The 17484-nt window shown below is 71.1% G+C and carries 16 protein-coding genes; 9 read left to right on the forward strand and 7 right to left on the reverse strand.

Features of this window, described 5'->3' with window-relative positions:
- Nucleotides 1-87 precede the first annotated feature (87 nt).
- The 4 genes from BDK63_RS05980 to BDK63_RS05995 all read right to left on the reverse strand — a co-directional run bounded on the left by BDK63_RS05980 (nt 88) and on the right by BDK63_RS05995 (nt 3276).
- Nucleotides 88-531 (reverse strand): universal stress protein, encoded by a 444-nt coding sequence (locus BDK63_RS05980; protein WP_183330454.1) that lies wholly within the window; start codon nt 529-531, stop codon nt 88-90.
- Between the two features lie 92 nt (nt 532-623).
- The gene (locus BDK63_RS05985; RefSeq protein ID WP_183330455.1) at nt 624-1676 is read right to left on the reverse strand and encodes a YcjF family protein; all 1053 of its coding nucleotides are present in this window, start codon (nt 1674-1676) and stop codon (nt 624-626) included.
- The gene (locus tag BDK63_RS05990; protein ID WP_183330456.1) at nt 1673-3064 is read right to left on the reverse strand and encodes a YcjX family GTP-binding protein; all 1392 of its coding nucleotides are present in this window, start codon (nt 3062-3064) and stop codon (nt 1673-1675) included. Before BDK63_RS05990 ends, BDK63_RS05985 begins: the two co-directional genes overlap by 4 nt.
- 20 nt (nt 3065-3084) lie before the next feature.
- Nucleotides 3085-3276 carry a hypothetical protein gene (locus BDK63_RS05995; protein ID WP_183330457.1) on the reverse strand — a complete coding sequence of 64 codons (192 nt, stop codon included), beginning with the start codon at nt 3274-3276 and terminating at the stop codon, nt 3085-3087.
- 86 nt (nt 3277-3362) lie between these two features.
- Here BDK63_RS05995 and BDK63_RS06000 point away from each other — a divergent pair, with 86 nt between their 5' ends.
- On the forward strand, nt 3363-3914 hold the full coding sequence (locus tag BDK63_RS06000) for a DUF924 family protein (RefSeq protein ID WP_183330458.1): 552 nt from the start codon (nt 3363-3365) through the stop codon (nt 3912-3914).
- A gap of 26 nt (nt 3915-3940) precedes the next feature.
- Nucleotides 3941-4183, forward strand: a complete 243-nt coding sequence (locus tag BDK63_RS06005; protein WP_183330459.1) for a GlsB/YeaQ/YmgE family stress response membrane protein — start codon at nt 3941-3943, stop codon at nt 4181-4183.
- A 58-nt stretch (nt 4184-4241) separates the two neighbouring features.
- Here the strand turns inward: BDK63_RS06005 and BDK63_RS06010 are convergent, their stop codons facing one another.
- The gene (locus BDK63_RS06010; RefSeq protein ID WP_183330460.1) at nt 4242-4847 is read right to left on the reverse strand and encodes a hypothetical protein; all 606 of its coding nucleotides are present in this window, start codon (nt 4845-4847) and stop codon (nt 4242-4244) included.
- Between the two features lie 258 nt (nt 4848-5105).
- On the opposite strand from BDK63_RS06010, the gene BDK63_RS06015 reads away from it, so the two are divergent.
- Genes BDK63_RS06015 through BDK63_RS06040 form a run of 6 tightly spaced genes read left to right on the forward strand, consistent with a single transcriptional unit; the run spans nt 5106 to nt 11889 of the window.
- Nucleotides 5106-6050, forward strand: a complete 945-nt coding sequence (locus tag BDK63_RS06015) for a TAXI family TRAP transporter solute-binding subunit (protein ID WP_183330461.1) — start codon at nt 5106-5108, stop codon at nt 6048-6050.
- The gene (locus BDK63_RS06020; RefSeq protein WP_183330462.1) at nt 6047-7006 is read left to right on the forward strand and encodes a TAXI family TRAP transporter solute-binding subunit; all 960 of its coding nucleotides are present in this window, start codon (nt 6047-6049) and stop codon (nt 7004-7006) included. Before BDK63_RS06015 ends, BDK63_RS06020 begins: the two co-directional genes overlap by 4 nt.
- An 11-nt stretch (nt 7007-7017) precedes the next feature.
- Complete coding sequence (locus tag BDK63_RS06025) at nt 7018-7407, forward strand: DUF1850 domain-containing protein (protein ID WP_183330463.1); 390 nt, start codon at nt 7018-7020, stop codon at nt 7405-7407.
- Between the two features lie 23 nt (nt 7408-7430).
- A complete protein-coding gene (locus BDK63_RS06030; RefSeq protein ID WP_183330464.1) occupies nt 7431-9038 on the forward strand; it encodes a HAMP domain-containing sensor histidine kinase in 1608 nt (535 codons plus the stop codon).
- Nucleotides 9035-9421: a response regulator transcription factor gene (locus BDK63_RS06035; RefSeq protein WP_183330465.1), complete on the forward strand. Its 387-nt coding sequence runs from the start codon at nt 9035-9037 to the stop codon at nt 9419-9421. Before BDK63_RS06030 ends, BDK63_RS06035 begins: the two co-directional genes overlap by 4 nt.
- On the forward strand, nt 9418-11889 hold the full coding sequence (locus BDK63_RS06040) for a solute carrier family 23 protein (protein WP_183330466.1): 2472 nt from the start codon (nt 9418-9420) through the stop codon (nt 11887-11889). The genes BDK63_RS06035 and BDK63_RS06040 overlap by 4 nt, the downstream gene beginning before the upstream one ends.
- 53 nt (nt 11890-11942) lie before the next feature.
- Here BDK63_RS06040 and gabT read toward each other — a convergent pair whose 3' ends face one another.
- Together gabT and BDK63_RS06050 are read right to left on the reverse strand one after the other, a co-directional pair.
- Nucleotides 11943-13235, reverse strand: a complete 1293-nt coding sequence (gene gabT, locus BDK63_RS06045) for a 4-aminobutyrate--2-oxoglutarate transaminase (RefSeq protein WP_183330467.1) — start codon at nt 13233-13235, stop codon at nt 11943-11945.
- 33 nt (nt 13236-13268) lie between these two features.
- Complete coding sequence (locus tag BDK63_RS06050; RefSeq protein ID WP_183330468.1) at nt 13269-14714, reverse strand: NAD-dependent succinate-semialdehyde dehydrogenase; 1446 nt, start codon at nt 14712-14714, stop codon at nt 13269-13271.
- Between the two features lie 229 nt (nt 14715-14943).
- Between BDK63_RS06050 and BDK63_RS06055 the strand changes: the two genes are divergently transcribed.
- A complete protein-coding gene (locus tag BDK63_RS06055; RefSeq protein ID WP_183330469.1) occupies nt 14944-17409 on the forward strand; it encodes a DUF1266 domain-containing protein in 2466 nt (821 codons plus the stop codon).
- The last annotated feature ends 75 nt before the right edge of the window (nt 17410-17484 follow it).

Here is a 17484-nt window from a genome sequence, read left to right on the forward strand (position 1 = left end):
ACGCTGGTGCCGGGGCCGGGTCATCCGGCCGTGCCGGAACGCCGACGGCGCCCCGCGGGGCGCCGTCGGTGGGTGGGGGGACGGGGGTCAGCGCACGGTGATGACGGTGCACTCGGCGGTGTGAGCCACCTTGTGGGAGACGCTGCCGACCACGAAGCCCTGCAGGTCGCTGAGGCCGCGGCTGCCCATGACGATGGCGTCCACGCCACGGCGGCGTGACTCGCTGAGAATGGTGCGGGCCGGATCGCCCTGGCCGATCACCGTCTCGATGTTGGTGGCCCCCTGCTCGCGGGCGGCCTCGGCGGCACGGCTCATCACCAGCTTGCCGGCTTCCTCGCGCTCCTCGCGGGAGGCCTCGATGGCGATGGCGCCGATGCCCCAGACCAGGGTGGTCTCGTGGGCGAGCTCCTCGGGGATGTGCACCAGGTGCAGCGTGCAGCCCTCCTCCTGGCGGGCCAGCTGGCAGGCCACGGAGAGGGCCTTCTGGGCATGCTCGGAGCCGTCGACGGGGACCAGGATGGACTTGAACATGGCGGACTTCCTTGATGGGTTGGATGGACGATGCCTTGATCCTAGCGCTTCGGGGACGGGCTGTCATGACCCCGGTCAAGTCGCCGCGGGGCTCAGCGCCGCGCATCCGGCGAGTCGCGGCTCTCCAGCCGACGCAGCTGCTGCCAGAGTTCGCTGCGCAGGTCGCTCATGCGCGGGGCCTCCTGGGTCGTGAAGGGCAGCGGGCGGGTCAGGCGCTGGGTGCGCAATCCCAGGCGAGCGCTGAGCAGGCCGATGCCCAGCCCCTGGCCGGCCCGCGCCGAGATCCGGCCGGCCAGGTTCAGGGAGAGCATGTCCATGCCCGCCTCGCCGGCCATCTCGGTGGCCCCGGCGAAGGCCATCTGGTGGAGCACGCTGCGCAGCAGCCGGATCCGCCCCGCATAGCCCAGCTCCAGTCCGTAGAGCCGACAGAGGCGGTCGATCATCGCCAGGCTGCGCCAGGCCACCAGGGCCATGTCCACCAGGGTCAGGGGGCTGACCGCCACCATCACCGCCGTCTCGCCGGACATCCGCGAGATCAGCCGGCGCGCCTCCCGGTCGCGGGGGGCGAGCAGGTGGTGGTCCAGTAGCAGCTGGATGTCGCGCCCGTCGTGGTGGGCCTGGCGGGCGGCGAAAAAGCCCTGCCAGTGGGGGTGATCCTCGTCCAGCCCCAGCCCCTCTCTCAGGGCCTCGGCGGCTGCCATGGCCGCCCGGGTCTCGGCGCCGGGCAGCGCCGCCAGCCGCTCGCGCAGCCGCTCATGGCGGCGCAGCCGCCGCAGCCGCCACAGCTCGCGCAGCAGGGCGCCACCTCCCAGGCCGAGGGCCAGCAGCAGCAGCAGGCTCCAGGCGCCCGCCAGCCAGTCGCCGCCCAGGGTTGCCGCCTGCAGGGTCAGCCCGGCCTCCAGGGCACCCAGCCCCAGGGTGCCGCCCAGCAGCACCAGCAGCCCCCAGCGCCGTCGCCGGGGAGGGGCCAGGCAGGCGTCCAGGGCATCCGCCGCGGCCTGGTCGTCCGGGCTCGGCAGCGCCTGGCTGGGCAGGCCGGCGTCGTACGGCTCGGCGGGGCGCGGGTCAGGCGCCTCGGGCCGGTCGTGAGGGGGCTCCTCCAGGGTGAAACGCCGCCCGGGGCGCGGATCGCGGGGCTCGGTCATGTCAGCTTGTCTCCGATCAGCCAGTCCAGGGCGGCATCCAGGCGGATATGGGGCAGGGCCCCTCCCTCCAGGGGCAGCGGGCGGAAGGCCGGGAAGTGGAACCCCTGGCGGGCCCAGAAGTCGGCATCGGGCAGCCGGTCGGGTACCTCGCCGGGAAACAGCAGCAGGGGCTCCCCGTCCAGGGAGGTGCCGCGCAGCGCCGGGGACCTCTGCCCGCGGTGCTCCACCTCCCGCGCCTCGCTGGCCCGGATCGATGCCAGCGACAGGGCGCGTACCGGGACACTGGCGAAGCGCAGGTCCTTGAGGGGCTCGGCGAGCAGCGCCTCGAGCAGCCCGACCAGCCGCCCATGCTGTTCCGGGGTGACGTGGTCGGCCTTGGTGGCGGCGATGGCCAGGCGGTCGATGCGCGGCGCGAACAGCCGCGACAGCAGGCTGCGCTGGCCATAGTCGAAGCTCTGCATCAGCGTGGCCAGGGCCCGGGAGAGGTCCTGGAAGCGCTCCGGCCCGGCATTCAGGGCGCCGAGCAGGTCCACCAGCACGATCTGGCGGTCGAAGCGGCGGAAGTGCTCCCGGTAGAACGGCCTGACGATATGCTGCTGGTAGTACTGGAAGCGCCGGGCCAGGGTCGCGTAGTTGCTCTCCGGCGGCAGGCGCTCGCGTTCGGCCGGGTCGAGCCGCGCCAGGCCGGGCAACGGAAAGAACTGCAGGACCGGGGCGCCGGCCAGCTCGCCGGGCAGCAGGAAGCGTCCCGGCTGCAGGTCGGCGAAGCCCGCCTCCCGCGCGGCGCGCAGCCCCTCGGCATACCGCTCGGCGATGGCGGCCAGCTGGGCCTCGTCGGCCTCGGCGGTGGGGTCCAGGGCCGCTACCGCGGCATGCCAGTCGGCAAACAGCGAGCGCCGCTCGGTGCCGGTCAGTGCCTGCTGGGCCTGGCACCAGCCGGGGTAGTCGTGGGCCAGCAGCGGCAGGTCGAGCAGCCACTCGCCGGGGTAGTCGAAGAGGTCGAGGGTCAGCTGGCGGGTGTCGCTGCCCAGCAGGCCACGCCGGGGCGGGCGGTAGCGGATCGCCAGGCGCAGCTCGCTGATGCCGCGGGTCGGCTCCGGCCAGCGCGGGGGCGTCTCCTCCAGGGCGGCCATGGCCTGGTCATAGGGGAAGCGCGGCACGCCCAGGTCCTGCTGATTGACGCGGCGGGCGCCGAGCAGGCGCCCCTCCCGCGCCGCCGGCAGCAGGTCGAGCCTGGCCTCCAGGCCGGCATGGCGCATCTGGTTGACCAGCGAGGTGAGGAAGGCGGTCTTGCCCGAGCGCGACAGGCCGGTGACCGCCAGCCGCAGCTGGCGGTCGCGGCCACGCTCGAGCAGGTCATGGAGTTCGCGGGCCAGGGGCTGGCGCATGGTCTGGGTTCCGTGGCGGGTCAGGGAGCGGGCGTGGCGATCAGCGGGTAGAGCACCGGCGAGGCGGCAATCAGGAAGCCCAGGCCGGCGAGCAGGTAGCCGGGCACGCGGTGGCGGGTGCGGTGGGCCAGGGTGAGGCCGCCGATGCAGACCACCAGGCCGACCAGGTTGAAGGTGAAGGTGGCCATCTCCAGGAAGTGCTGGGGAGACATGCAGGCTCCTCGGGTTGCCGTGTGGTGCCGGGAATGGTATCAGGAGTCGTGATGCCACCGAAGCGTCCCGAGTGAGGAGGAACGACATGGCGAGACTGCCTGCGGTGGACGAGGTGATCGGGTTCTGGTTCGGCGAACTCGAGCCGGCCCAGTGGTTCCGCAAGGACCCGGCCCTCGATGCCGAGATCGCGACACGCTTCGCTGCGCTGCTGGAGGCCGCCGGGCGCGGCGAGCTGTGGTCGTGGCGGCTCTCGGCCCGGGGACGCCTGGCCGAGGTGATCGTGCTCGACCAGTTCTCGCGCAATATCCACCGCGACACGCCCCTGGCCTTCGCCCGGGATCCGGTGGCGCTGGTGCTGGCCCAGGAGGCAGTGGCCCACCGCATCGACCGCCACCTGGACGTCGCCTGGCGTGCCTTCCTCTACATGCCCTGGATGCACAGCGAGTCGCTGGCCATCCACGACGAGGCGCTCGGCCTGTTCGACCAGCCGGGGCTGGAGGAGAACCTGCGCTTCGAGCATCGCCACCGCGACATCATCGCCCGCTTCGGGCGCTACCCGCATCGCAACGCCATCCTGGGGCGATCCTCGACCCCGGAGGAGCTGGCCTTTCTCGAGCAGCCGGGCTCCTCCTTCTAGGAAACCCATCTCACAAGGAGCGACACATGGGACTGATTGCCTGGTTGATCATCGGCGGCCTGGCGGGCTGGATCGCCGGCCATATCATGCGCGGGGGCGGCTTCGGCATCCTCGGCAACATCGGCGTAGGGGTCGTGGGCGCGGTGATCGGCGGCTTCCTGTTCAGCCTGCTGGGGCTGCAGGCCGGCGGCTTCATCGGCTCCTTGGTCACCGCCATCGTCGGTGCCGTGGTGCTGCTCTGGGTGATCGCCAAGGTCAGGAAGGCCTGACGCCCATCCCCGTCCTGCCTCGACGGCGCCCGGCCTCGGCCGGGCGCCGTCGTTTTCGTCAGGGGGCGGCGGAGCGCGGCAGGATGCGCCGGTAGCGATCCAGCATCCGGTCGAGCCAGGCGCCGGAAGGGGCACCCTCCACGGGAGGCGAGGGCACCCGAACCTCGAGCAGGAAGCACCCGTGGTGGCCTGCGGTCTCGGTGCCGAGCAGGCGGTGGGCCAGCGCCTCGGGCAGCCCGCCGGGGCGCCGCCAGGTCAGCCGCAGGGCCTGCTGGTCCAGCAGGTACTGGAAGCGCGCCGTATCGGTGAGCACCGCGGCGGCCCCGTGCACCAGCCCCTGGGAGAGGCTCTCCAGGGTGCGGTAGCGCGGGGCCCCGGCGGCCCGGCAGGCATGGGTGCCCACGACGAAGCAACGCTCTCGCTCCGCCGGGTCTTCAGGCCACTTGCCGCCGGCGAGGCGTGCCGGGGTGGCGACGAAGGACAGGGTGACGACCACCGCCGGGGTGCCGTCGGCCAGGGCGGCATCGGTGCGGGTGATCACGCCGCCGCGCAGCGCCTCGCGCAGCCAGCGATAGTCGCAGGCCTGCTGCACGGTGGCCTGGGCATCCTTGAGGGAGTGGTGGGCGCCCTGCAGGGAGCGCAGCAGCGTCAGGGTGCGAAACATCGAGCGTCCGGAGCCGAGTGTTGGAGTGGGGGGCGTGCCCTGGCCGGAATAGTGGGGCAACCCGTGGCCATTGGCAAACCCCGCGCCGGCGGAGAGAGACGGGGCAGGGTGCCATGTGACGCCTGACGGCGACAGCCACCCGGTTAGGCACTAAGCTGGACATTGACCTCGTACAGGTGTGATGCGCCGCTCGGCAACCCGCCGGCGCGCGCTCGATCTGCGCTGAGGCCGTGGCGGCATCCTTCGCCGAGGTGGACCATGACAACAACAACAAGACGGCTGCTTGGCCTGCTCTTCGGTACCCTGCTGTCAATGCAGGCCATGGCGGACCACTATGCGATCCTTACCGGCGGTACCTCCGGGGTCTACTATCCCGTCGGGTTGGCCCTCAAGAGCGTGCTCGACCGGGAATTGCCCGAGCACACCTTCAGCGTCGTCTCGACCCAGGCCTCGGTCGAGAACCTCAACCTGCTGCAGAAGGGCGAGGGCATCATCGCCCTGGCCCAGGGCGACATCCTCTCCGATGCCTGGGAGGGCAACCCCGAGGCCGGCTTTCCCAGTTCGCGAACCCGGATCCGCCTGATCGGGGCCGCCTACCCCAACTTCATCCACCTGCTGGCCAGGTCAGACGCCGGCATCACCTCCCTGGAGGACCTGGCGGGCAAGCGCGTCTCGGTGGGCGCCGCACGCAGCGGCAACGAGCTCAACGCTCGGGCACTGCTCGGCGCCGCAGGCCTCAGCTACGCGGATCTGACCCTGGTCGAGTACCTGCACTACGGCGAGAGCGTCGAACTGCTGGTGAGAGGAGAGCTCGACGTGGTGATCGTCTCGGCCGGGCTCGGCGTGGCGGCCGTCACCGAGGCGAGTCGGCGGGCCCGGGTGGACCTGGTGCCCATCGCTCCCGAGTTCATCGAGCGCCGGGCGAGCATGTTCATGCCCGGCGTCATTCCGGCGGGGAGCTATCCCGGCCAGGCCGAGGCGGTGCCCACCGCGGCGCTCAACAACTTCCTGGTCACGACGTCCGAGGCCCCCGACGCCCTGGTCTACCGGATCACCCGGGCAATCTTCGACAACCTGGAGTCGATCTACGCCGCTCATCCGGCGGCCGAGGTGATCTCCCGCGAGGGCGCCGTGGCAACGCTCCCGATCGACCTTCACCCGGGAGCCGCCCGCTACTTCCGACAGGCGGGGGTGATGCCATGAGAGGGGGAGCGCTACGCCGCCGCGCCAGGGCCCTGCTGGCGGGCGTGATGCTGTGCCTGGCGCCCGTCGCCGTGGCGAGTGAGCTGGCGATCCTCACCGGCGGTACCTCGGGTGTCTACTACCCGGTCGGCCAGGCGCTGAAGGTGCTGCTCGAGGAGTCCATTCCCGAGCATCGTTTCCGCGTGATCTCCACCCAGGCCAGCGTGGAGAACCTCAACCTGCTGCAGCGCGGGGCCGGCGTGCTGGCCCTGGCCCAGGGCGATATCCTGGCGGACGCCTGGGCAGGCCGGCCCGAGGCGGGCTTCGCGGCCGCGCGGGACAAGATCCGGCTGCTGGGGGCGGCCTACCCGGACTTCATCCACCTGCTGGCAAGGACGGATGCGGGGGTCGTGGTGCTGGAGGACCTGGCGGGCAAGCGCGTCTCGGTCGGCGCCGCGCGCAGCGGCACCGAGATATCGGCCCGTGCCCTGCTGGGTGCCGCCGGCCTGAGCTATGCGGACCTGCTGCAGGTCGAGTACCTGCACTACGGTGAGGGCGTCGAGCGGCTGGTGAGCGGGGACCTCGATGCGGTGATCATCTCGGCGGGTCTCGGCGTGGCCGCCGTCGGCGAGGCGGCAAGGCGCACCGCGGTAAGCTTCGTGCCCATCGCTCCGCACCTCATGACGGCAAGTTCACGGTTCCAGCCCATTGCCATCCCGCCGGACAGCTATCCCGGCCAGGCGGAACCGGTGCCCACCGCGGCGCTCAGCAATTTCTTCGTCACCAGTGCCGACGTGCCCGAGGCGCTGGTCTATCGCATCACCCGGGCGATCTACGACAACCTGGACAGGATCCATGCCGCCCATCCGGCGGCCCGTGCGATCCGCCTGGAGCATGCCCTGGCCACTCGCCCCGTCGCGGCCCACCCTGGCGCCCTGCGCTACTTCCGCGAGCTTGGCCTTGCGGAGTCACCCTGATGGAGGCTCACATGGCGCCGTTCTGCCTGGGGCTCGTCACCGCTGCCGCGGCCGTGGTGCTGCCGACGGCCACCCTGACCCTGGGCTGGCGCCACAGCGTCGAGGGGAGTCGCTGGGAGGAGGACTACCAGGCACTGGCCGGCGGGGTACTGATCACCGAAGCGAGGATCGAGGCGTTCGGTGCCGGCATGGAGCCGCCCGCCACGGCCGTTCGCCTTGGCCGCTGGTGGCACTACGTCCCCGCCCTGGGACCGCTTTCCGCCGTGCACCTGGCCAACTCCGACCGGGTGGGAGGCTACACCCTGTGCTGGGCGGAGGGCTGCCGTCCGCTGGACGGGATAGTGCCCAGAGGCCAGCCGGTCTCCCTGGTGTCGGCGAGCTGTGCGGCCGACGGTCAATGAGCGCGAACCGGGAGGCGCCTGCCATGACGCTATCGGGAAACTGGTCGATCAAGGCCCAGGTCTTCGTCGCTCCCGGCATCATCATCCTGCTGATGCTGACGACCATCCTGATATTCGACCAGGTGCTTCGCCGCCAGCAGGCCACCTTCCTCGAGGTGGTGCATGGCCCCCTGGCCCGGGCGACCAATTCCGCCACCCAGCTGTTGCTCGGTGTCTCCGAGGTGCAGGCCGACGTGCTGCGCTATGCCCAGCGTCGCGAGCGCCTCCCGGAGGATGACCTGGTGCTGGTCGAACTCCGGCGCTCGATCCTGCATCGCTACGCGCGTATCGAGGCGACCTTCGAGGCGCTCCGGCAAGATGCCGAGGGGACCGGCGAGACGGATGTGATCGCCAACATCCAGGATTTCCTGACCATTCACCGCGCGGTCTCGGAGCGGCTGATAGGCGGGCCGTCGATCGACAGCGTGGCCATGAGCAGCCTCATGGCCCACTACCAGCAGCTGCAGAGCTACATCACCGAACTGACCGAGCGGTCGCTGGCGTCCGCACAGCACACCGTCGACCAGGCCGAACGGCATGTCGGACGACTGGCCGCCATGCTGATGGCCGGGTCGGCGATCATCATCCTCTTCTCGGTGCTGATCACCCTCTACATCGGGCGTGCCATCTCGCTGCCGATCGCCCGGCTGATCGGCATCATGACCTCGGTGGCCGAGGGCAGGCCGGTGGTCGAGGTGCCCGGCCAGTGGCGTCGCGACGAGATCGGCGAGATGGCGCGTGCCGTCGGCGTGTTCGACCGGGTCACCCGGGAGCTGCGTCGACGCGAGGTGCTGCTCGAGGAGGCGCGCCACACGGCCGAGCAGGCCAACGTGGCCAAGTCGGTGTTCCTGGCCAACGTCAGCCACGAGCTGCGTACGCCTCTGACCTCGATCCTCGGGTTCACGCGCATCATCCAGCGCCGCCTGGAGCGCTACGTGTGGCCGCGGGTCGACACCCGAGCGCCGCGGGTGGGGGAGGCCATGGCCCAGGTGTGTGACAACATCGAGATCATCCTCACCGAGGGCGTGCGGCTCACCACCTTGATCAACAACCTGCTCGACCTGGAGAAGATCGAGGCGGGCAAGATGTGCTGGCGCCTCGAGGCGGTCGAGCCCCGCACGCTGATGGCGCTGGCCGCCGATGCCACCGCCGCCCTGCATGCCCGGGAGGGGCTGCATTTCGAGATGGCGCTGCCGGAGACCCTGCCCCGGGTCCGCGCCGACCGCGATCGGGTGGTTCAGGTGCTGATCAACCTGATCTCGAACGCGGTCAAGTTCACGCCGCACGGGCGGATCCGCTGCAGTGCCGCCGACCTCGGTGATGGTCGCGTCGAGCTTGCCGTCAGCGACACGGGGCGAGGAATCGCGCCCGAGGACCTGCAGCGGATCTTCGACAAGTTCCAGCAGGTGGGCGACACCCTGACGGAGAAGCCGACCGGCACCGGCCTGGGGCTGGCGATCTGCCGCGAGATCGTCACGCACCTGGGCGGCGAAATGCGCGTTCAGAGCGAGCCGGGGAAGGGCAGCCGCTTCGCCTTCACCCTGCCGGTCGCCGAGTCGGGCGCGATCCCCGAGATGAAGGAGAGTCCATGACCGCGAAGATCCTGATCTGCGACGATGAGCCCCATATTCGCCGCCTCATCCAGCAGAGCCTGGAGGAACTCGAGGAGGAGGGGGTGACGCTCTTCCCCGTCGGTGACGGCGAGGAGGCCCTGGCCGTGATCCGCGACCAGCGCCCGGACATGATCATCCTGGATATCATGATGCCGGGTCGTGACGGCTTCGACGTCTGTGCCGAGGTCAAGGCCGATGCGATGCTTCGCTCGGCCTACGTCATGCTGCTGACCGCCAAGGGCCAGGAGTACGACCGACAGCAGGGTGACCGGGTGGGGGCCGACTGCTACATGACCAAGCCCTTCGATCCCGACGAGCTCCTGGCCGTGTCGCGCCGGGTCATCGAGGCGCGGGGGGCATGAGGTCGAGGGGGCCGGCCGAGTCGTCGCCGGAGGATGAGCCGTGCGACGACGGCGGCATCCTGCGCCGCCTGCTGGGCCAGCCCGCGCTGCGTGAACTGACCCAGCGGCCACCCTTCGCTGCGGCGGTGATCAGCGACCCCTTCGGCCACGCCCTGCTGGGCGACCCTCGCCAGCGCACCGGCTGGCCCGAGCCGGTGCGGGTCGGGGGCACCCGGATCGGTTACGTCGAGGGGAAGCGGGCCGCCGAGCTGGCCGACTTCCTGTCCGCCTGTGCCGAGCTCAACGAGGAGAACCGCGCCCTGGCCGCGGAGTCGCTGGCCAAGTACCGCGAGCTGTCGATGCTCTATCAGGTCACCGATCGGCTGCTGGGAGCGCCCGATGACGGCGAGGTGATGGCGCTGGTGGTCGAGGAGGCGAAGCGCTTCCTGCGGTGCGACAGCGCCTGCGTGCTGCTGCTCAACGAGGAGACGGGCAGCCTGGAGCGATTCCGGTGCTGCGGCATGCCCTTCCACTCGCGCGCGACCCTGGAGGTCGGCAACGATCCCCTGGGGACGGTGCTGCAAAGCGGCGTCGGCGAGATCGTCAACGATGTGCAGGCCGACCCGCGCCCGGTGCTGGCCGACGGCGGCCTGTGCTCGATCATCTGTAGCCCCATCAAGTCGCGCAACCGGTTGATCGGGGTGGTGGTGGTCGGCAGCGAGTCACCGCGCCACTTCAATGCCGCCGACCTTCAGCTGCTGAACAACCTGGCCGCCCAGGGCGGCATCGCCATCGAGGTGGCACGCCTGTACGTGGCCCTCAGGCGCGACTCGGCCACCCCCGCGGATCTCATCTACGGCCTGGAGGACCGCCCCCCGGCCGTCACCATGCTGGTGCTGGGGGCCCAGCACGTGTTCATTGCCTTCATGTACCTGGCCGTGCCCGTGCTGATCGGCCTGGAAGGGGGGCTGGCGCCCCGTGAGATCGCCTCTCTGGTGAGCATGTCGCTGATCGCCATGGGGTTGACTACCCTGCTGCAGTTCCGTCGCCTGGGCCCGGTCGGCTGCGGCTACCTGGCGCCGGCGATCACCTCGGTGATCTACCTGCCGCCGCTGCTGCTGGCGGTGAATCTCGGCGGCATTTCCCTGGTCTTCGGCATGACCCTGATGATCGGCCTGTTCGGGCTGGTCTTCTCCCAGGTGCTGGGGCGGCTGCGGCGGCTCTTCCCGCCGGAAGTCTGCGGCGTGGTGGTGCTGATGACCGGCCTGTCGATCATCGGGGTGGCGCTGCCGCTGTTGCTGGGGCTCGGCGAGACGGGGACGGTCGACCCCGATGCCCTGACGGTGGGGCTCGTCACCCTGGCCGCCATGGTGGTCTGCACCATCTCGCGAGTCGGCCGGGTTCGCCTCTATGCGACGCTGCTGGGGCTGCTTGCCGGCTACGTCCTGAGCCTGTGGCTGGGCGTGGTCGATCGTTCGCTGCTCGACCAGCTGGTGGCCCAGCCCTGGGTCGGCCTGCCTGCGGCGCCCGCCCTGGAGCTGTCGTTCAGTCCACTGCTCGTCGTGCCCTTCGTGATCGCCAGCCTGGCGGCCAACATCAAGGTGCTGGGGCTCATCACCAGTGCCCAGATGACCAACGACGTCCACTGGAAACGGCCCGACATGCGCTCGATCCGTGGCGGGATCGTTGCCGATTCGGTCGGCAACCTGGCCTCCGGCGTGCTGGGAGGTGTCGGCACCTCCATGAGCGCCGGCAACATCGGACTCACCGCCGCCACCGGCGCGACCTCCCGCCACATCGGCATCGTCGTCGGTGGCATGTTCATCGCCCTGGCCTTCGTACCCAAGCTGACGGCGGCGATCACCCTGATGCCGGCCCCGGTGATGGGCGCAGGGCTGCTCTACACGGCCTGCTTCCTGGTCATCTCGGGGTTGGAGATGATCGTCTCGCGGCTGCTCGACTCGCGGCGCACCTTCGTGGTGGGGCTCGCCGTGCTCGCCGGGCTGGGACTGGAGCTGGTGCCCGGGGCCGCCGCCCAGGCGCCGCCCTGGGCGGCGGCCTTCCTGGCCAGCCCGCTGGCCTTCTCCACGACCCTGGCCGTCTGCCTGCACCTGCTGATGGGGATCGGCGTGTCACGTCGTGCCGCAGCGTGCTGGAAGGGGCGGGTCCCCGGGGAGGAGATCTTTCGCTTCATGGAGCGACAGGGGGCGGCCTGGGGCGCGCGGCCGGACGTGGTCCGACGGGCCAGCCCGGCGCTGGTGGAGCTGTGCGAGGAGGTGTGGTCCCGGGGGGGCGAGACCGAACTGGGGGTGTCCCTCGTCTATGACGAGCTGCACCTGGCGATGGAGGTGCGCTGGCAGCCGGGGCCGCACGAGGAACCTGCCCGGCTGGAGCGCCTGATCGGCCACCTGCAGCGTCGCCATGACGGCCGGGCCAGGCTTCATGCGGGGAACGACGGCTGGCTGGTGCGCTTCGACTTCGAGAACTGAAACGCCCGGCTGTCTCCAGCCGGGCGTGGTCGCGAGCGAGTCGTGACGGTCGATCAGGCGGTGGCGGTCTGCCCCACCAGTTCCTTGAGGGATTCCTCGACGATGGCCAGGCCCTCTTCCAGCACCTCGTCCTCGATGGTGACGGGCATCAGGAAGCGGATGGTGTTGCCGTAGAGGCCGCAGGAGAGCAGGATCAGGCCCTTCTCGCGGGCCCGCTTGCACAGCGCCGCTGCCAGGTCGGCATTCGGGGTGTGCTTGGCCTTGTCGGAGACGAGGTCCACCGCGGCCATGGCCCCCATGTTGCGGCCGTTGTCGACGCAGTCGAACTCCTGCTCCCACTGGGCGAAGCGCTTGGCCAGCTTGTCACCCAGCGCCTGGCTCTTCTCGAGGATGTTCTCCTGCTCGAAGACCTCCAGCACGGCCAGGGTGGCGGCGCAGGAGACCGGGCTGCCGGTGTAGGTGCCGCCCAGGGAGTTGGGGCCGGAGGCATCCATGTGGACGTCGGTGCCCACCACCGCGGAGATCGGCATGCCGTCGGCCATGCTCTTGGCCATGGTGATGATGTCCGGCTCGACGCCGCTGTGCTCGATGGCGAACATCTTGCCGGTGCGGCCGAAGCCGGACTGCACCTCGTCGATGATCATCAGCATGCCGTGCTCGTCGCAGATCTCGCGGATCGCCTTGAGGAAGCTGGTCGGCGCCGGGTAGAAGCCGCCCTCGCCGAGCACCGGCTCGAGCACGATGGCCGCGGTGTCGCGGGGGTTGGCGTCGGTCTTGAGCGCCATCTTCAGGCCGCGCAGGGCCTCGTCCTCGCTGACGCCGTGGTAGGGCACCGGGTAGGGGGCGCGGAACACGTTGCCCGGCATGCTGCCGAAGTCGGCGGCGTAGGGGGCGACCTTGCCGTTCATGGCCATGGTCATGAAGGTACGGCCGTGATAGCCGCCGTCGAAGCAGATCACGTTGTTCTTGCCGGTGGCGGCGCGGGCGACCTTGACGGCGTTCTCCAGGGCCTCGGCGCCGGAGTTGGCCAGCATCACCTTGGCATGGCCGCGCACCGGGGTGATCTTGCTCAGCTGCTCGGCCACCTTCACGTAGCCCTCGTAGGGCATCACGGTCTGGCAGGTGTGCATGACGCGGTCGAGCTGCGCCTTGACGGCCTCGACCACCTTCGGGTGGCGATGGCCGATGTTGAGCACGCCGATGCCGCCGGCGAAGTCGATGATGCGGTTGCCATCGGCATCCCAGACGAGGGCGTTCTCGGCGCGGTCGGCGAACTGGGTCGCCGGGCTGGCCGCGCCGTTGGCGACATAGCGTTGCTTGAGTTCGTTGAGTTCTGCGTTGTTCATGATGCCTCCTGGTGGAAAGTGCGTAGCGGGCGATCAGAGTCCGCCGACACAGACGTATTTTAGTTCAGTGTACTCATCCAGGCCGTGGCGCGAACCCTCGCGGCCCAGCCCCGACTCCTTGACGCCGCCGAAGGGGGCCAGCTCGGTGGAGAGGATCCCCTCGTTCACCGCCACCATGCCATACTCCAGCCCCTCCATGACATGCCAGATGCGACGGTAGTCGCGGGCATAGAAGTAGGCGGCCAGGCCGAACTCGGTGGCGTTGGCCATGGCGATGGCCTGCTCGTCGGTCTCGAAGCGGAACACCGGGGCCAGGGGGCCGAAGGTCTCCTCGCGAGCGACCCGCATCTCCTCGGTGACATCGGCAATCACCGTCGGTTCGAAGAAGGTGCCGCCCAGGGCGTGGGGCTTGCCGCCGGTGACCAGGCGCCCGCCCTTGGCCAGGGCATCGGCGATGTGCGCCTCGACCTTCTCGATCGCGGCGGGGTTGATCAGCGGGCCCTGGACCACGCCCTCCTCGAGGCCGCTGCCGACCTTGAGCTCGGCGACCCGGGCGGCCAGCTTCTCGACGAAGGCGTCATGGACGCCGGCCTGTACCAGCAGGCGGTTGGTGCAGACGCAGGTCTGGCCGGAGTTGCGGTACTTGGAGGCGATGGCGCCCTCCACGGCGGCATCCAGGTCGGCGTCGTCGAAGACGATGAAGGGGGCGTTGCCGCCCAGCTCCATGGAGGCCTTCTTCACGGTGCCGGCGCACTGGGCCAGCAGCCGCTTGCCCACCGGGGTGGAGCCGGTGAAGGAGATCTTGCGCACCCGCGGGTCGGTGGTCAGCACCTCGCCGATCTCGGCCGGACGGCTGGCGGTGACCACGTTGATCACCCCGGCGGGGAAGCCGGCCAGCTCGGCCAGGCGCGCCACCGCCAGGGCGGTGAGCGGGGTGGCCTCGGCGGGCTTGATCACCACCGGGCAGCCGGCGGCCAGCGCCGGGGCGCACTTGCGGGTGATCATCGCCAGCGGGAAGTTCCAGGGGGTGATCGCCGCCACCACGCCGATGGGCTCGCGGAACACCAGGATGCGCTTGTCGACGCCGTGGCTCGGCAGGGTCTCGCCGGCCACCCGCTTGGCCTCCTCGGCGTAGAACTCCACGAAGGAGGCGCCGTAGGCCACCTCGCCGCGGGACTCGGCCAGCGGCTTGCCCTGCTCCAGGGTCATCAGCCGGGCCAGCGCCTCCTGGTGGGCCATGAGGGCGTCGTACCAGGCGCGCAGCAGGTTGGCGCGCTCCTTGGCGGTGCGGCGCTTCCAGGCCGGCCAGGCGGCCTCGGCGGCGGCCACGGCCTCCCGGGCGTCAGCGGCGCCGAGGTCCGGCACCTCGGCCAGGGTCTCGCCGCTGGCCGGGTCGGTGACGGCGAAGCGTCGCTCGGCATCGCGCCATTCGCCGGCGATGAAGGCCTTGGGGATCAGGATGTCGGGCAGCTCGGCCATGGGTCCTCCGGGGAGTGTTGTCATCATATTTTACGCAGTGTGCATTATTTAAAACGTTCCGCCAAGTCCTCCGGGAGCGCCTTGCTGGCACCGGCCGTGCCGGGAATTCCACCCTCGACCCATCGGCGCCGGCCGCGCTTTCCGCTACACTAGTGCGCCGAATTCTGTCCGGCCTGCGCCTTCTCCCCGTGCGCGGCCGTCCGTCACACCCTGGATGTCGAGGTGAGCCTTGGTCGATCCCCTGAACGCCTGGTGGGCCCAGCAGCTGGTGCTGTGTGACTGGGCCTTTGCGCCCGATCCACTGACCGTCGAGCCGGATGCGGCCGTGGCCCGGCTCGCCGCCCTGGGCGTCGCCGACCGAGGCGAGCTGGGCTGGCGCCTGGTGGAGTCGCACGGCGTCGGTGGCGCCGCGGCGGACCCCGCCCGCCTGCTCGAGGCCCTGGAACTGGTCGCCCTGGCCGGTGCCGCCGGCTGGCTCTCCGAGAGCCGCGCCCGGGAGTGGGCCCACGCCCTGGCCGGCGAGATCAGCGCCCACCATGCCGACCTCGATGCCTGGCTGGAGGCGCTGCGCCGCGCGCGCAGCGCCACCGGCTGGGTGCACGGCGACGACGGCTTCGTCGAGGCCTGCCAGGCGCTCTCGGTGCTGGAACACGATGGCGAGGGCATCACCTGGGAGCGGCTGGGCGAGTGGCTGGCGATCCATGACCACCCGCCGGTGCTGTGGCCCGACGCCCCCGAGGCGCGGGTCTGGCGACTGCGCGCGGGCTTCGCCCCGGTGGTCGAGCTGCCGGCCCGGGAGAACGACTGGGCCGGCCTCGCCGCCTGGCTCGGCGAGGCCTGGCAGGTCCACGGGCGCGACGACCTGGTGCGCGCGCTGCTGTGGCTGGGGGCCCAGGGCGACCGCCAGGGCTGGGACCTGGATGCCGCGCGGCTGCTGGAGCTGGATGCGACCGGGCGGGCCGAGTGGATGGAGCGGCTGGAGGGGCCCGACCGGCCCTTCGGCCGGGTGATGCTGGGCTTCGTCGAGCATGGCGAGCCCCTGGAGTGGGCGGCCTGGGACTGGCTGCGCCTGGTCGACCTGGCCTGGGCGGGGGCCTGCCTGGGCTGGCTCGAGGCGCACGAGGCCGCCGACTTCGCCCTGCATGCGGCCGACCTGGTGGAGCACCGCTACAGCGACTGGGCGGCGCTGGCCCGTGCCTACCAGCGCGGCAGGAGCCTGTTCGAGGGACGAAACCTGCTCTCCACCTTCGACGCCGACTGGAAGCTGCTGCTGCAGTCGCCGGTGAGCCCCTGGCGGCCCGCCCTGCAGGGGCTGATCGACCCGACCCTGCTGGAGCGCTCCCGTGTCGCCATGCGCCAGTGGCGTCGCGACCCGCGGCACTGGGTGCTGGCGCTGGCGGCGGTGCGTGAGCCCGAGCTGGCCGGCCGCCAGGGCCCTGCCGCCCCCGTGCCGGCGGCGCGCCGCGAGGATGCCCGCCAGTACCTGGCCGAGACCCTGGACCTGCACCCCGACGAGGGGGTGGAAGCGCTCTCGCGCTACTGGCTGCCGGCCCAGGCGCACCACCTCAACCAGCTGGCCGCCGATGCCGCCCATGGCGCCTTGCCGCCGGCCGAGACGCCCTTCGGGGCCCCCGAGCCGGCGGCGCTTGAGGTGCGCGACGGGCTGCGGCGCGGCAGTCGCCATGCGGCCACCGTCCACATGGCCGAGAAGTATGCCTTCTACCTGCAGATGGCCATGGACTGCGAAGGCTTCGAGGCGGAAGGCCTGGCCGCCCTGGCCGATGCGCTGCGCGCCTCGCTGTGCCGCTTCTACCCCGACGCCCGCCGACTGCTGGAGGCCTGGGCCGGGTGGGAGGCGCTGCTGCCCGAGGAGGGCCAGCCCTCGCTGACCGCCGAGATCCGCTGGCACCAGGAGGATCCCGGCAGCCTCTTCCACTGGCTGGACTGGCGCGCCGGCGAGTGGCAGGAGCCCGGGCCCCGGCCGAGCCTCTCGCACTTCACCGCCATGTCGCTGGTCGGCCCCCTCAACAGCCCGGCCTGGAGCCTGCCCCACCCGGAAAGCGCGCGGGAGTGCGTGTCGATTCGCGAGTGGGTCGACGGCCACTACGGGCTCCACTCGGCCGAGGAGCTCGCCGACTTCCTCGACTTCCTGCTCGAGGCCGGGGATCGCCAGGAGTACCAGATCAACTACGCGCCCTACACCCTCAACGAGGGACGGCTGGCCTCGGAGATCGCCACCCTGGAGAGCGGCGAGTGCAGCGACGAGGAGCACACCCACCTGCTGCGGCTGCAGCGGGTGCGCGACAACGAGGATGGCTGCAACGACACCGACCTGGCCGCCTGGGACATCGCCCAGGCGGTGGACCTGGCGATCGCCGCCCGCCAGCTGGGCTGGCTGGAGGCCGCGGCCTTCACCGCGACCCTTGAGCGGGCCCACGCCCTGGCGGCCGCCCACTATGCCGGCTGGGAGGAGTATGCCCGGGCCCTGCATGCCGGCTTCTCGTTCTTCATGGGCGAGACCCCGGAGCGCGAGAGCTTCCTGGCCGGCTTCCGCCAGGCGCTGGTCGCCTGGCTCAGTGCGGCGCCGCCGCTGGCCGGCCCTTGGGCCAGCCTGGACTTCCCGGGCGCCCGGCCGCGCCACTGGGCCCCCCTGCACATCGATACCCTGCCGGGGGACTCCCGCCAGCTGCACTGAGCCGAAGGACGCCGGGGGGCTCGCCAGCCCCCCGGCGGCTGGTTTATAGTCACCGCGTTGCAGCACACGGCTCCA

Origin of the sequence: Halomonas campaniensis, from assembly GCF_014193375.1 — a bacterium.
GTDB classification, from domain to species: Bacteria; Pseudomonadota; Gammaproteobacteria; order Pseudomonadales; family Halomonadaceae; genus Halomonas; species Halomonas campaniensis.

Excerpts from the sequence above, each read along its gene's own strand:
- BDK63_RS06010 (WP_183330460.1), bottom strand. The coding sequence starts at position 4,847 with ATGTTTCGCACCCTGACGCTGCTGCGCTCCCTGCAGGGCGCCCACCAC.
- gabT (WP_183330467.1), bottom strand. The coding sequence starts at position 13,235 with ATGAACAACGCAGAACTCAACGAACTCAAGCAACGCTATGTCGCCAAC.
- BDK63_RS05990 (WP_183330456.1), bottom strand. The coding sequence starts at position 3,064 with ATGCGCCAGCCCCTGGCCCGCGAACTCCATGACCTGCTCGAGCGTGGC.
- BDK63_RS06025 (WP_183330463.1), top strand. The coding sequence starts at position 7,018 with ATGGCGCCGTTCTGCCTGGGGCTCGTCACCGCTGCCGCGGCCGTGGTG.
- BDK63_RS06005 (WP_183330459.1), top strand. The coding sequence starts at position 3,941 with ATGGGACTGATTGCCTGGTTGATCATCGGCGGCCTGGCGGGCTGGATC.
- BDK63_RS06050 (WP_183330468.1), bottom strand. The coding sequence starts at position 14,714 with ATGGCCGAGCTGCCCGACATCCTGATCCCCAAGGCCTTCATCGCCGGC.
- BDK63_RS06000 (WP_183330458.1), top strand. The coding sequence starts at position 3,363 with ATGGCGAGACTGCCTGCGGTGGACGAGGTGATCGGGTTCTGGTTCGGC.
- BDK63_RS05985 (WP_183330455.1), bottom strand. The coding sequence starts at position 1,676 with ATGACCGAGCCCCGCGATCCGCGCCCCGGGCGGCGTTTCACCCTGGAG.
- BDK63_RS06020 (WP_183330462.1), top strand. The coding sequence starts at position 6,047 with ATGAGAGGGGGAGCGCTACGCCGCCGCGCCAGGGCCCTGCTGGCGGGC.
- BDK63_RS05980 (WP_183330454.1), bottom strand. The coding sequence starts at position 531 with ATGTTCAAGTCCATCCTGGTCCCCGTCGACGGCTCCGAGCATGCCCAG.
- BDK63_RS06040 (WP_183330466.1), top strand. The coding sequence starts at position 9,418 with ATGAGGTCGAGGGGGCCGGCCGAGTCGTCGCCGGAGGATGAGCCGTGC.
- BDK63_RS06015 (WP_183330461.1), top strand. The coding sequence starts at position 5,106 with ATGACAACAACAACAAGACGGCTGCTTGGCCTGCTCTTCGGTACCCTG.
- BDK63_RS06030 (WP_183330464.1), top strand. The coding sequence starts at position 7,431 with ATGACGCTATCGGGAAACTGGTCGATCAAGGCCCAGGTCTTCGTCGCT.
- BDK63_RS05995 (WP_183330457.1), bottom strand. The coding sequence starts at position 3,276 with ATGTCTCCCCAGCACTTCCTGGAGATGGCCACCTTCACCTTCAACCTG.
- BDK63_RS06035 (WP_183330465.1), top strand. The coding sequence starts at position 9,035 with ATGACCGCGAAGATCCTGATCTGCGACGATGAGCCCCATATTCGCCGC.